Consider the following 14,177-nt stretch of genomic DNA (forward strand, 5'->3'; position numbering starts at 1 on the left):
CCAGCTTCGCGTCACCGCCGTGTCGACGATTTCTTTCTCCGTGTTGACCCACAACCGCTACGCCCGAGTTCGCCATGACTGCACCCTTCGTTCATCTTCGCGTTCACAGCGAGTTCTCCCTGGTCGACGGCCTGGTGCGTCTCAAGCCGCTCGTCCAGGCCGCCGTGGACCAGGGCCTGCCGGCCGTGACGCTGACCGACGAGGCGAACCTCTTCGGCCTGGTCAAGTTCTACAAGGGCGCCCAGGGCGCCGGGCTCAAGCCGATCATCGGCAGCGACCTGTGGCTGGCCAATCCCCATGACGAGGAGCACCCCTATCGCCTCACCCTGCTGGCCATGGACGAGACCGGCTATCGCAACCTCACCGAGCTGATCTCCCGGGGCTGGATGCACGGTCAGCGCCAGGGCCAGGCCCTGCTCGACAAGGCCTGGGTGCTCGAGCAGAGCGGGGGGCTGATCGCGCTCTCCGGCGGCCGGGAAGGCGAGGTCGGCCGCCACCTGCTCAGCGACCACCATGACGAGGCACGCGTCCTGCTCGAGGAGTGGAATGCCGCCTTCCCGGGACGCTTCTACCTGGAGCTGACCCGAACCGGCCGGCCGCTGGAGGAGGAGTGCGTGCACCTCTCGGTGGACCTCGCCATCGAGACCGGCACCCCGGTGGTGGCCACCAACGACGTGCGCTTTCTGGAGCGCGAGGACTTCTGGGCCCACGAGACCCGGGTTGCCATCGGCGAGGGCAAGGCGCTGGACGACAAGCGCCGCGAGCGGCGCTACACCGAGGAGCAGTACCTCAAGAGCCCCGCGGAGATGGCCGAGCTGTTCGCCGACATTCCCGAGGCGCTCGAGAACAGCGTGATGATTGCGGCGCGCTGCAACGTGGACGTGCGCCTGGGCGAGATCTTCCTGCCCGAGTTCGAGATCCCCGAGGGGCTGACCCAGGACGAGTTCTTCCGCAAGATCTCCCACGACGGCTTGACCGAGCGCCTGGACTTCCTCTACCCGGCCGAGCGCTATCCGCGGGACGGGGACGAGTATGCCGAGATCGATGCCCGCTATCGCAAGCGCCTCGACTTCGAGCTCGACATCATCATCCAGATGGGCTTCCCCGGCTACTTCCTGATCGTGATGGACTTCATCCAGTGGGCCAAGGACAACGACGTCCCGGTGGGGCCCGGGCGCGGCTCCGGCGCCGGCTCGCTGGTGGCCTACGCCCAGAAGATCACCGACCTCGACCCCATCGGTTACGACCTGCTGTTCGAGCGCTTCCTCAACCCCGAACGGGTCTCGATGCCCGACTTCGACGTCGACTTCTGCATGGAGAAGCGTGACCGGGTCATCGACTACGTGGCCGACCGCTACGGCCGCGATGCCGTCTCGCAGATCGTCACCTTCGGCACCATGGCCGCCAAGGCGGTGGTGCGCGACGTGGCCCGCGCCCAGGGCAAGCCCTATTCGCTCGGCGACAAGCTCTCCAAGCTGATCCCCTTCGAGGTGGGCATGACGCTCGCCAAGGCCATCGAGGCCGAGCCGGCCTTGAAGGAGTACCTCGAGGTCGACGACGAGGCCGCCGAGATCTGGGAGATGGCCCTGAAGCTCGAGGGCATCACCCGGGGCACCGGCAAGCACGCCGGCGGCGTGGTGATCGCGCCCACCAAGCTCACCGACTTCTCGCCGCTGCTCTGCGACGAGGAGGGCAACGGCCTGGTGGTGCAGTTCGACAAGAACGACATCGAGGACGCCGGCCTGGTCAAGTTCGACTTCCTGGGCCTGCGCACCCTGACCATCATCGACTGGGCGCTGGAGATGGTCGACAAGGTGCGGGCCACCGAGGACCTGGGCCCGCTGGACATCGACACCATCCCGCTGGATGACGTCCCCACCTTCGAGATGCTCAAGAAGGCCGAGACCACGGCGGTCTTCCAGCTCGAGTCCCGCGGCATGAAGGAGCTCATCAAGCGCCTGCTGCCCGATTCCCTGGAGGATATGATCGCCCTGGTGGCGCTGTTCCGTCCCGGCCCCCTGCAGTCGGGCATGGTGGACGACTTCATCAACCGCAAGCACGGCCGGGCCGAGATCTCCTATCCGCACCCGGACTACCAGCACGAGCTGCTCAAGCCGGTGCTCGCCCCCACCTACGGCATCATCCTCTACCAGGAGCAGGTGATGCAGATCGCCCAGGTGATGGCCGGCTACAGCCTGGGCCAGGCCGACATGCTGCGCCGCGCCATGGGCAAGAAGAAACCCGAGGAGATGGCCAAGCAGCGCGCGGGCTTCATGGAGGGTTGCGCGGACAACGGCATCGACAAGGACCTCGCCGGCAACATCTTCGACCTGGTGGAGAAGTTCGCGGGTTACGGCTTCAACAAGTCCCACTCGGCGGCCTATGCGCTGGTCTCCTACCAGACCGCCTGGCTCAAGGCGCACTATCCCGGGCCCTTCATGGCCGCGGTGATCTCCACCGAGATGGACAACCTCGACAAGGTGGTGCCGCTGATCGAGGAGTGTCGCCACCTGGGCCTCACGGTGACCCCGCCCGACGTCAACGTCGGCGGCTACCGGTTCACGGTCGACGACCAGGCCCGGGTGGTGTATGGCCTGGGCGCGATCCGCGGGGTCGGCGAGGGCCCGATCGGCGCCATCGTCGAGGCCCGGGAGGCGGGGGGGGCCTTCGAGGACCTCTTCGACTTCTGCCGCCGGGTCGACCCGAAGCGCATGAACAAGCGCACCCTGGAGGCGCTGATCCGCTCCGGGGCGCTGGACACCCTGGGGCCGAGCCGCGCGGTGCTCGCCGCCGCCCTGGAGGATGCCCTGAAGGCCGCGGCCCAGAACCAGACCAACCAGAACCTCGGCATGGTGGACATGTTCGGCGAGGCCTTCGCCGCGCCGGACGAGGCCGAGCAGGACGCCTACGGCGACTATCGCCGGGCCCGGGAGTGGACCGACAAGGAGCGCCTGGCCGGCGAGAAGGAGACCCTGGGGCTCTACCTCACCGGGCACCCCATCGACGAGTACGAGCAGGAGCTCGCGCGCTTCGTCTCCACCCGCATCGGCGACCTCAAGCCCTCCCGGGAGCCCCAGCGGGTGGCCGGGCTGGTGGTCGGCGTGCGGACCATGAAATCCAAGCGCGGCGACACCATGGCCTTCATCACCCTGGACGATCGCACCGGGCGCATCGAGGCCTCGCTCTTCGGCGAGCTCTATGACCAGCTGCGGGGGCGCATCGAGGCCGACCAGGTGATGATCGTCGAGGGCGAGGTCGCAAGCGACGACTACTCCGGGGGCCTGCGCCTGCGCGGCAAGGAGGTCACCCCCATGGTCGAGGCGCGCAGCCGCTTCGGCCAGGCGGTGGAGCTCTCCCTGGATGGCGGGCGCCTCAACGGCCGCCTGGTGGACAGCCTGCGGGCGAGCCTCTCGCCCTTCCGCGACGAGGCGGGCCTGCCGGTGCGGCTGCGCTACCGCAACGCCGAGGCCTCCGGCTGGATGGAGCTCGCCGAGGAGTGGCGGGTCACGCCCTCCGACGAACTGCTCACGGGCCTGCGTGAGGTGCAGGGGCAGGACGGCGTGCGCCTCAAGTACCGCTGAGCAGGGGATGAACCGGAAGCGTTCGGGTATGCTGGCCCAGCGTTGCCGGTGACGACGCTCCGGGGAGACGCTGTGACCCCCTCCCTGGGCGCTACATTTGCCTTCCCTGGCAAATGACCTCCCTTTCGAGCCGTCCCCGGCGCTCCTGGCCCTGGCGCCATCCGCTGTCGCCTTGCGCCTTGCGTTGAGGGTGCGATAATGCCCGTCACGCTCATTTTTCGCATCGCCCTCCACTCAGTCCGGGGTCGGGCGGTGAAACACGACAAGGCGTCTGGCCAATGAATCCCAACTATCTCGATTTCGAACAGCCCATTGCCGAGCTCCAGGCCAAGATCGAGGAGCTGCGGCTGGTCGGCAATGACAGCCAGGTCAACCTCAGCGACGAGATCGGCCGTCTCGAGGAGAAGAGCCGCAAGCTCACCGAGTCTATCTTCAAGGACCTCTCCCCGTGGCAGGTCTCCCAGCTCTCGCGTCACCCCCAGCGGCCCTACACCCTGGATTACCTCGAGCACGTCTTCACCGACTTCGACGAGCTCCACGGCGACCGTCACTTCGCCGATGACGCGGCCATCGTCGGGGGATCGCCCGGCTGGACGACAAGCCGGTGATGGTGATCGGCCACCAGAAGGGCCGCGACGTGAAGGAGAAGGTGCGCCGCAACTTCGGCATGCCGCGCCCCGAGGGGTACCGCAAGGCGTGCCGGCTGATGGAGATGGCCGAGCGCTTCCGGATGCCGGTGCTGACCTTCATCGACACCCCCGGCGCCTACCCGGGCATCGACGCCGAGGAGCGCGGCCAGTCCGAGGCCATCGCCTACAACCTGGCGGTGATGTCGCGGCTCAGGACGCCGATACTTGCCACCGTGGTGGGCGAGGGCGGCTCCGGCGGGGCGCTGGCCATCGGCGTCTGTGACGAGCTGGCCATGCTGCAGTACTCCACCTACTCGGTGATCTCACCCGAGGGCTGCGCCTCCATCCTGTGGAAGAGCGCCGAGAAGGCGCCCGATGCGGCCCAGGCCATGGGGATCACCGCTGAGCGCCTCAAGGAGCTGGGGCTGGTCGATACCCTGGTCGCCGAGCCGCTGGGCGGCGCCCACCGGCACCCGGTGACCACCGCCGAACGGGTCAAGGCATCGCTGCTGGCGAGCCTTGACCGCCTGGAGGCGATGGACATGGACCGCTTGCTGGAGCGTCGCTACGAGCGCCTGATGAGCTACGGCGCGCCGGTGTAAGCCCCCGATGCGCGATGCAAGCGCGCTACAGTCCCTGATCGACGACGCCCTGGCGGACACCCCGCCGGGGCGTTGCGTCTGGGTCGCCCTGTCGGGCGGCCTGGACTCCACCCTGCTGCTGACCCTGGCCGCGCAGGCCTGCCGGCGCCATCCGCGCCCCTTGCGCGCGCTGCATGTCCATCACGGGATGCAGTCCGCCGCCGAGGACTTCGAGCGCCACTGCCGCCGGCTGGCCTCGCGGCTCGGCGTGCCGCTCTTCGTCGAACGGGTCGCGGTCGACCTCGCGGCCGGGCAGGGACCGGAAGCGGCGGCCCGTGAGGCGCGCCAGGCGGCCTTTGCCCGGCGCCTGGCCCCGGGCGATACCCTCTGGCTGGCCCAGCACGGCGACGACCAGGCCGAGACCTTCCTGCTGGCCGCCCTGCGGGGCAGCGGCGTGCGTGGGCTCGCCGCCATGCCGTCAGGCCGTGACTGGCGCGGCGCCCGCCTCGCGCGCCCGCTGCTGGGCGTGTCGCGTGAAACGCTGGATACCGAGGCGAGGCGCCGCGGGCTGGCCTGGGTGGAGGACCCCACCAACGCGGACGAGACCCTCGACCGCAACTTCCTGCGCCATGCCGTGCTGCCGCTGCTCGAGACCCGCTGGCCCGCAGCCGGCCAGGCCCTGGCCCGCAGCGCGGCGCTGGCCGGCGAGGCCGACGGCCTGCTCGAGGAACTCGCCGGTCTGGACCTCGAGGGGCTGGGCGGAGACCCCGGCCGGTTGCCGATCACCGGGCTCCAGGCGCTCTCCGCCCCTCGCCGGCGCCTGCTGATCCGCCATGCCTGCCGGCGTCAGGACCTGCCGACGCCTCCCCTCCGGCGCCTCGAGGCGCTGCTCCACCAGCTCGACGCCCGCGCGGACGCCGAGGTCAGGGTCGTCTGGGCCGGGGGCGAGGCGCGGGTCTGGCGGGGGCACCTCTACCTGCTGCGCCCTGCCGATGCCTGCCGGCCGGCCGAGCGGGGAGACGTCTGGTGCGTCGACTGGGACGGGCGGTCGCCGCTGGCCACGCCCCTGGGCGAGTTCCCGGCCACGCTGGGCCGGGAGGACGGCACGCCGGTCCGGCTGCGGGTGATGCCGCGACGGGGCGGCGAGCGCCTGCGGCTGGCCGGCCGCGGCCGGCGGGACCTCAAGCGGCTGCTGCAGGAACTCGGTGTGCCGCCCTGGGAGCGCGAGCGGCTGCTGGTGGTCCACCAGGGCGAGGAGGCGGTGGCGGTGCTGGCGCCGCGGGGGCCCCGCTGGCGGGTCGTGGCCGAGGGCTGGTCAGGGGCGTGACAGCGTCAGGGAGTAGCCGGCGGCCGCCTGGTAGGCGGCTTCCTGCTCCAGGTCGTTGAGCAGCAGGGCCGGGTCGTCGTCGCCGTTCAGGGTCAGCTGCAGCGCCTCGCCGTCGGCCACGAGTCGCGGCAGGGGAGGGGGCTGCTCGGGACGGGAGTGGTTGATCAGCACGGCCAGGCGCAGCAGGCGGGCCAGCCGGGCGTGGGGCCCCTGCTCGGAGGCGGGCAGGGCCTGCCACTCCTTGACCGGGAACTTGCGGCGGTGGGCGCGCACCAGGAAGGCCAGCAGCCGCTGCTCCGGGCGCGAGAAGCCGGCCAGGTCGGAGTGTTCCAGCAGGTAGGCCCCGTGACGGTGGAACTGGCTGTGGGAGATGGCCAGGCCCACCTCGTGGAGCCGGCTCCCCCAGTCGAGGAAGCGTGCCTGGTCGTCGTCCAGCCCCCAGGCCTCCCGGACCTGGTCGAACAGCCCGAGGGCCGTCGCCGCCACGTTATCGGCCTGTCGGCCGTCCACCCGGTAGTTGCGGGCCAGGCCGTCCAGGGTCTTGAGACGGGAGTCCTCGGGGGTATGGCGACCCACCATGTCATAGAGCACGCCCTCGCGCAGGGCGCCGTCGGCAAAGCGCATCTGCTGCAGGTCGAAGGCCTCGAAGATGGCGCCGAGGATCGCGATGCCCGCCGGAAAGATCCGCGAGCGGTCGGCCTTGAGTCCGGGCATGGAAACCCGGTCCAGCCGCTTGCAGCGGATCAACTGCCGGCGCAGCTCCCGCAGTCCCTCGCGGGTGATCACCCCCCCGGGCCCCTGGCCGGCCGCCGCGATCACCGCCGCCGCGGCCTTGATGGTGCCGCTGGAGCCCACGGGGTCTTGCCAGCCGAGCCGCTGGAAGGGGCGCTGGATGTTGGCCAGCTCCGAGAGGGCGGCGAGCTCGGCGCGGCGCATGCGCTTCTCGCTGATCTCGCCGCTGTCGAAGAAGCGCCGGGTGAAGGTCACGCAGCCCATCCGCAGGCTCTCCAGGGCCAGCGGCTCGAAGTGCTCGCCGATGATGAACTCCGTGGAGCCGCCGCCGATGTCGACGATCAGTCGGCGGCCATCCTCGGCCACCGCATGGGCCGCGCCCAGGTAGATCAGGCGCGCCTCCTCGCGGCCGGCGATGATCTCGATGCGGTGACCCAGCAGGGCCTCGGCGCGCTCGATCAGGACCTGGCTGTTGCGCGCATCGCGCAGGGCATTGGTGCCGACCACCCGCAGGTCGCGGTGGCCGATGCCCTTCAGGAAGGGGGCGAAGCGGGCCAGGCAGTCCAGCGCCCGGCGCATGGCGTCCTCGCCGAGCACGCCGTCCTCGTCGAGCCCGGCGGCCAGCTGAACCTTCTCGCCCAGCCGGGCGACCACCTGCAACCGGTCGTCCTGGTAGTTGGCGACCAGCAGGTGGAAGCTGTTGGAGCCGAGGTCGATGGCGGCGAGGCGGCGGGGGGCGGTGGCGGTCTCCCCCGGGGTGGCGGCGGGCCGGTCCGTTGGCACTGTCATGGCGCGTCCTGATGGGCTATGGGAATGGAGGTTGCGGGTGGCATCCGGTGTTGTCAATTGCCCCTCGACCGGCGCGGCGGCAGGGCTTGCGTTTGTCGGCGCCCTTGACTAGTATCGGGTCGTTCGCCTGTTCCGAATGTTTCCCGACCGTTTCACGGCGATCCCGTCGCGGTCAGTTTCCAAGTCGTCAGACAGCCCACTGCATCAGCCTGCGATCCCGGCCCCGTGCCCGGAACCGCTGATCAGGCGAAATGAACCTGCTTCCTCGCTTACGATATCGGCCCGGCAACCCCCAGATTGCGGTCGCCCGCCCATGGCCATTCGATGCATCACGACGAGAGGTAGCCTGTCCGGGCTCTGAACGCATCCACAGGGCGTCATCGTCTCGCCTCCTGTCTTTCCTCACGGCGCACCGCCGCCCGGCTTCCACGAGCAAATTCTGAACACACCGATGAATCTTACCGAACTCAAGCAAAAGCCAGTTCCGGAGCTTCTGGAGATCGCCCGCGAGATGGGCATCGACAACCTGGCGCGTTCCCGCAAGCAGGACATCATCTTCGCCATCCTCAAGAAGCATGCCAAGAGCGGTGAGCCGATCTTCGGTGATGGCGTGCTGGAGATCCTGCAGGATGGATTCGGCTTTCTGCGCAGTGCCGACAGCTCCTACCTGGCCGGTCCCGATGACATCTATGTCTCGCCCTCGCAGATCCGTCGCTTCAACCTGCGCAAGGGCGACTCCATCTCCGGCAAGATTCGCCCGCCGAAGGAAGGGGAGCGCTACTTCGCGCTGTTGAAGGTCAGCGAGATCAACTTCGACAAGCCGGAAAACGCCAAGCACAAGATCCTCTTCGAGAACCTCACGCCGCTGTTCCCCCAGGAGCGGCTGCGCATGGAGATCGGCAACGGCTCCACCGAGGACCTCACCGCCCGCATCATCGATCTCACCGCGCCCATCGGCAAGGGCCAGCGCGGACTGCTGGTCTCCCCGCCCAAGGCGGGCAAGACCCTGATGCTGCAGAACATCGCCACCTCCATCACTCGCAACAACCCCGAGTGCCACCTGATCGTGCTGCTGATCGACGAGCGCCCCGAGGAGGTGACGGAGATGTCGCGCACCGTGCGCGGCGAGGTGGTGGCCTCGACCTTCGACGAGCCGCCGGCCCGTCACGTGCAGGTGGCCGAGATGGTCATCGAGAAGGCCAAGCGACTGGTCGAGCACAAGAAGGACGTGGTGATCCTGCTCGACTCCATCACGCGTCTGGCCCGTGCCTACAACACCGTGGTGCCGAGCTCCGGCAAGGTGCTCACCGGCGGTGTCGACGCCCATGCCCTGGAGAAGCCCAAGCGCTTCTTCGGCGCGGCGCGCAACATCGAGGAGGGCGGCAGTCTGACCATCATCGCCACGGCACTGGTCGACACCGGCTCCAAGATGGACGAGGTGATCTTCGAGGAGTTCAAGGGCACCGGCAACATGGAGGCCCACCTCGACCGCAAGCTGGCCGAGCGTCGCGTCTATCCGGCGATCAACATCCGCCGCAGCGGCACCCGCCGCGAGGACCTGATCGCCTCCGAGGACGAGATGCAGCGCATGTGGATCCTGCGCAAGCTGCTCAACCCCATGGAGGACACGGCGGCCACCGAGTTCCTGATCGACCGCCTGAAGGATACCAAGACCAACCTGGAGTTCTTCGAGGCCATGAAGCGGCGTTGAGGGGCCCCTGGCCGAACGGGTCAGGCGGTGAAGGGAAGGGGCGGCATGCTATGCTGCCCCTTTCTCGTTCCGGAACGGATACATCCGAATGAAGTATCAGGACCTGCGCGAGTTCATCGCGGTGCTCGAGGACCAGGGCGAACTCGTCCGGGTCTCCGCCGAGGTGGACCCGTACCTCGAGATCACCGAGATCTGCGATCGCACCCTGCGGGCCGGCGGGCCCGCGCTGCTGTTCGAGAACGTCAAGGGTCACACCATGCCGCTGCTCGGCAACCTGTTCGGCACGCCGAAACGGGTGGCCATGGGCATGGGCCAGGACTCGGTGGCCGCCCTGCGCGAGGTGGGCGAGCTGCTGGCCTTCCTCAAGGAGCCGGAGCCCCCCAAGGGGTTCCGCGATGCCTGGAGCAAGCTGCCGATCTTCAAGCAGGTGATGAGCATGGGGCCGAAGACGGTGCGCTCGGCCCCGGTCCAGGCGCTTGTCTACGAGGGTGACGAGGTCGACCTCGACCGCCTGCCGATCCAGCACTGCTGGCCCGGGGATGCCGCGCCGCTGGTCACCTGGCCGCTGGTGATCACCCGCGGGCCCCACAAGGCCCGCCAGAATCTCGGCATCTACCGCCAGCAGAAGCTCGGCAGGAACCGCCTGATCATGCGCTGGCTATCCCATCGCGGCGGGGCCCTGGACTTCCAGGAGTTCCAGAAGACGAATCCCGGCGAGCCCTTCCCGGTGGCCGTGGCGCTGGGCGCCGACCCGGCCACCATCCTGGGGGCCGTGACGCCGGTGCCGGACAGCCTCTCCGAGTATGCCTTCGCCGGGCTCCTGCGCGGCTCGCGTACCGAGCTGGTCAAGTGCGGCCATGCCGACCTCCAGGTGCCGGCGTCCGCCGAGATCATCCTCGAGGGCTTCCTCTACCCGGACGACACGGCGCCCGAGGGCCCCTACGGCGACCACACCGGCTACTACAACGAGGTCGAGCAGTTCCCGGTGTTCACGGTGACGCGCATGACCATGCGCGAGAACGCCATCTATCACTCCACCTACACCGGCCGGCCGCCCGACGAGCCGGCGATCCTGGGGCTGGCCCTCAACGAGGTGTTCGTGCCGATCCTGCGCCGCCAGTTCCCCGAGATCGTCGACTTCTACCTGCCCCCCGAGGGCTGCTCCTACCGCATGGCGGTGGTGACCATGAAGAAGCAGTACCCGGGCCATGCCAAGCGCGTGATGATGGGCGTATGGAGCTTCCTTCGCCAGTTCATGTACACCAAGTTCGTGGTGGTGCTCGACGACGACGTCGACGCCCGCGACTGGAAGGACGTGATCTGGGCCATCACCACCCGCATGGATCCCGCCCGGGACACCGTGATGGTGGAGAACACCCCCATCGACTACCTGGACTTCGCCTCCCCAGTGGCCGGGCTGGGCTCCAAGATGGGCCTGGACGCCACCGGCAAGTGGCCCGGCGAGACCGACCGCGAGTGGGGCACGCCCATCGTCATGGACGAGGCCGTCAAGGCCCGCGTCAGCGACCGCTGGAACGAGCTGGGCATCACGCTTTCCCCTGACAACGACACGAGGCATTCATGACGCCAAGGACCCTGACCTGCCTGGTCACCGAAGTCGAGGACCTCAACCCGGACGTCTTTCGCGTCCAGCTGGAGGGCCGCGCCGAGGCCGTGGCCCATGATCCCGGCCAGTACCTGGAGCTCAGGCTCGCCGAGGACACCTGGGTGCCGTTCTCCATCGCCAACGCACATGCCGGCGATGGCACCATCGAACTGCACATCCAGCACTGGCCGGAGCGGGACAACTCCGCGCGACTGCGCGAGCTGATGCAGGTGGCCGAGCGGCTGACCGTGCGCCTGCCCGGCGGTGACTGCGTGCTGGACCCGGACAGCACGCGGCCGCTGCTGCTGGTCGCCGCGGGCACCGGCTTCTCTCAGATGAAGGCGATCATCGAGGCGGCCCTGCATGCCGACCCCGCCCGCGAGATCGACCTCTGGTGGGCGGCCCGCGAGCGCCGCGACCTCTACCTGGAGCGCCTGCCCCGGGAGTGGGCCGCCGGCCACTCAGGCGTCCGTTTCCATGCCGTGACCGAGGTCGCCCCCGAGGAGCCCATCGAGGGAGAGCGCGTCCAGGGCCACCGGGGTCGCATCGACCAGGCGCTGGCGACCGGCCTCGAGGATGTCGCCGGCCATGATGTCTACGTCTCCGGCTCCCCGGGCATGGTCTATGCCTGTGTGGACGTGCTGGCGTCGCTGGGGCTCGAGGCCTCGCGGGTCTTCTCGGACGTCTTCGCCTACGCCCCCCGGGATCCCATCGTGCCCACGGCGGGCAGCCTGGTGAGGAAGGGCCGGTCATGAGCGCCTCGCCGATCCTGATCACCGGTGGCGCCCAGCGCCTGGGGCGTCACTGTGCCGAGCGCCTGCGCGACGACGGCCATCCGGTGATCATCAGCTATCGTCGCGAGCGCGAGGAGCTCGAGACCCTGCGGGCACGGGGGATCGTCACCCTGCCGGCGGACTTCTCGACCGAGGCGGGCATCCTCGACTTCATCGAGCGGCTCCGGGCCGAGACGCCCTCGCTGCGTGCCATCGTGCACAACGCCAGCGACTGGGCGCCGGACAGCCGCGGCGACGACGCCGGCGCCAACTTCGAACGGCTGTTCCGGGTGCACATGCTGGCGCCCTACCTGATCAACCTGCACGCCCGCGAACTGCTCGAGGCCTGCAGCGAACCCCAGCGCGACATCGTCCACATGACCGACTACGTGGTACAGAAGGGCTCTCGCAAGCACGCCGCCTACGCCGCCACCAAGGCGGGACTGGACAACCTGACGCTCTCCTTCGCGGCCATGTTCGCGCCCTCGATCCAGGTCAACGCCATCGCACCGGCGATGATCATGCTCAACGAGGGCGACGACGAGGCCTACGCCGAGAAGGCCCGCGCCAAGTCGGCCATGGAGATGATCCCGGGGCCCGGCGTGATCTACCAGAGCCTGCGCTACCTGCTCGACAACCGCTTCGTGACGGGCATCACGCTGCCGGTCGATGGCGGGCGACATCTCCGCTAGACTATCGTCCACCCTGATGACAACCCCGAAGAGGACCATGACATGGCGGGACACGACGAGAACTTCAAGGACGACAGCGGCCTGCTGGCCGTCTTCCTGGGCCTGGCGGTGCTGTTGGGCATGAGCGCGCTGCCGGCGACCATCGGCTGGATCCAGCTCGCCACCGGCTGATCGCCCCGGCGTTTGGCGCACCTTGCCGAGGCCGCCTCGATGCGGCACGATGGAGGCATTGCTCAGGAGATGACCATGGCTCCAGCCACCGACCGAATCGTTCGCAACCCCAACGACGCCCTGCGTCGCGGTGTGGCGTGGGCGTTCGGGCCGCATGCCAAGGGTCTCGATGGCTGGTATGGCGACTGGTTTAGCACCGGCGTGCCGGTGGCCATGTCCTGAGCAGCACAGAGGACAGCGCCACGAGGCACGCCCCCCGGGTTGCCTCCTCTCAGAACCCCCGGACGGCAACCCCGCCCGGGGGTTTCACGTTTCGGGCACCCACATCGACCACAAGGAGACGCACCATGACCGCACTCATCGCCTTCGCCCGCTTCATCCCCCTGCCCGTCTCGGGCTATTACGGGGAAGGCTGGCGATTTAGCGCGGCGCGGTCGGTCCAGTGCGCCACCTCCGACCGTGAGCTTGCCGGTGGCATGACGGCCCCACGATGTACCCCTTGCACACGGAGTTGATGTCCATGAATGCCCCCGTTTCCCTGGCCCCCGCCCCGCTGGAGGCCGACCCGGTGACCGCCTCGTCGCTGCCCACGCCCGGCGAGCTGCGCCGTGACCTGCCCCTCTCGCCGGCCCTCGGCGAGCGCATCGCGGCCCACCGCCAGGCGATCCGCGCCATCCTCGATGGCCAGGACGATCGCCTGCTCGTGGTGGTCGGGCCCTGTTCCGTCGACGACCCCGAGGCCGCCCTGGACTATGCCCGCCGCCTGGCCGAGCTGGCCCCGAGGGTCGCCGATCGCCTGTTGATCGTGATGCGGGTCTATGTCGAGAAGCCGCGGACCACCGTGGGCTGGAAGGGGCTCGCCTATGACCCCGACCTGGACGGCAGCGGGGATATGGCCCGAGGCCTTCACGCCTCCCGCACCCTGATGCGCGAGATCGCCGCGCTCGACCTGCCGGTGGCCACCGAGCTGCTCCAGCCGATGCTGGCGCCCTACCTGGACGACCTGCTGAGCTGGGTGGCCATCGGCGCCCGGACCACCGAGTCCCAGCTGCACCGTGAGCTCGCCAGCGGCCTGGAGGCCGTGGTCGGCTTCAAGAACGCCACCAGCGGCGATCTGCAGGTCGCGCTGGACGCCATGCAGTCCGCCGCGCACCCCCATCGTCACTTCGCGATGGCCGAGGATGGCCGGCCCATGGTCCGCGAGACCCCCGGCAATCCCCACACCCATCTGGTGCTGCGCGGCGGCCATGGCGAGCCGAACTACTCGGCCGCCCACGTGCTGGCGGCCCGGCGCGCCCTCCAGGAGGCCGGCCTCGCCCCGCGCATGATGGTGGACTGCAGCCACGCCAATGCCCGCAAGGATCATCGCCGACAGAGCGAGGTGCTGCTCGATGTCCTAGGTCAGCGTCAGGCCGGGGACGCCTCCCTGGTGGGCCTGATGCTCGAGAGCCACCTCCACGAGGGCAAGCAGCCCCTCGCCCCGGGGCGTCGGCGCTATGGCGTCTCGGTGACCGACGCCTGCATCGGCTGGGAGACCACCGAGCACCTGCTGACGACCGCCGCGGACCGCCTGCGGGCCACCTGA

The 14,177-nt window shown here is 69.2% G+C and carries 10 protein-coding genes and 1 pseudogene; 10 read left to right on the forward strand and 1 reads right to left on the reverse strand.

Annotated features, from left to right (window positions below):
• Positions 1–74: 74 nt before the first annotated feature.
• The 3 genes and pseudogenes from dnaE (at position 75) to tilS (ending at position 6,118) form a co-directional block, all read left to right on the forward strand.
• Complete coding sequence (gene dnaE, locus BOX17_RS10095) at positions 75–3,581, forward strand: DNA polymerase III subunit alpha (protein WP_071944193.1); 3,507 nt, start codon at positions 75–77, stop codon at positions 3,579–3,581.
• 278 nt (positions 3,582–3,859) lie between these two features.
• A pseudogene (gene accA, locus BOX17_RS10100) lies at positions 3,860–4,812 on the forward strand (acetyl-CoA carboxylase carboxyl transferase subunit alpha).
• A gap of 7 nt (positions 4,813–4,819) precedes the next feature.
• Entirely contained in the window at positions 4,820–6,118 is a 1,299-nt protein-coding gene (tilS, locus tag BOX17_RS10105; RefSeq protein WP_071944195.1) for a tRNA lysidine(34) synthetase TilS, read from the forward strand.
• On the opposite strand, the gene ppx is transcribed toward tilS, so the two are convergent.
• Positions 6,107–7,639, reverse strand: coding sequence for an exopolyphosphatase (gene ppx, locus BOX17_RS10110; protein ID WP_071944197.1), 1,533 nt, complete (start codon positions 7,637–7,639; stop codon positions 6,107–6,109). The two genes, tilS and ppx, sit on opposite strands and share 12 nt — an antisense overlap.
• 451 nt (positions 7,640–8,090) lie before the next feature.
• Here ppx and rho point away from each other — a divergent pair, with 451 nt between their 5' ends.
• The 7 genes from rho to BOX17_RS10135 all read left to right on the forward strand — a co-directional run bounded on the left by rho (position 8,091) and on the right by BOX17_RS10135 (position 14,177).
• Positions 8,091–9,350, forward strand: a complete 1,260-nt coding sequence (rho, locus tag BOX17_RS10115) for a transcription termination factor Rho (protein ID WP_071944200.1) — start codon at positions 8,091–8,093, stop codon at positions 9,348–9,350.
• 88 nt (positions 9,351–9,438) lie between these two features.
• Positions 9,439–10,935 carry a 4-hydroxy-3-polyprenylbenzoate decarboxylase gene (gene ubiD / locus BOX17_RS10120; protein ID WP_071944202.1) on the forward strand — a complete coding sequence of 499 codons (1,497 nt, stop codon included), beginning with the start codon at positions 9,439–9,441 and terminating at the stop codon, positions 10,933–10,935.
• Positions 10,932–11,711 (forward strand): NAD(P)H-flavin reductase, encoded by a 780-nt coding sequence (locus BOX17_RS10125; protein ID WP_071944204.1) that lies wholly within the window; start codon positions 10,932–10,934, stop codon positions 11,709–11,711. Before ubiD ends, BOX17_RS10125 begins: the two co-directional genes overlap by 4 nt.
• On the forward strand, positions 11,708–12,421 hold the full coding sequence (gene folM / locus BOX17_RS10130; RefSeq protein WP_071944206.1) for a dihydromonapterin reductase: 714 nt from the start codon (positions 11,708–11,710) through the stop codon (positions 12,419–12,421). Before BOX17_RS10125 ends, folM begins: the two co-directional genes overlap by 4 nt.
• Positions 12,422–12,463: 42 nt before the next feature.
• Entirely contained in the window at positions 12,464–12,592 is a 129-nt protein-coding gene (locus BOX17_RS17235; RefSeq protein WP_275668727.1) for a hypothetical protein, read from the forward strand.
• 75 nt (positions 12,593–12,667) lie between these two features.
• Positions 12,668–12,814, forward strand: coding sequence for a hypothetical protein (locus BOX17_RS16970; RefSeq protein WP_164508634.1), 147 nt, complete (start codon positions 12,668–12,670; stop codon positions 12,812–12,814).
• Between the two features lie 298 nt (positions 12,815–13,112).
• Positions 13,113–14,177, forward strand: coding sequence for a 3-deoxy-7-phosphoheptulonate synthase (locus BOX17_RS10135; protein ID WP_071944208.1), 1,065 nt, complete (start codon positions 13,113–13,115; stop codon positions 14,175–14,177).

This window comes from Halomonas aestuarii (assembly GCF_001886615.1).
In the GTDB taxonomy this organism is placed as follows: domain Bacteria; phylum Pseudomonadota; class Gammaproteobacteria; order Pseudomonadales; family Halomonadaceae; genus Halomonas; species Halomonas aestuarii.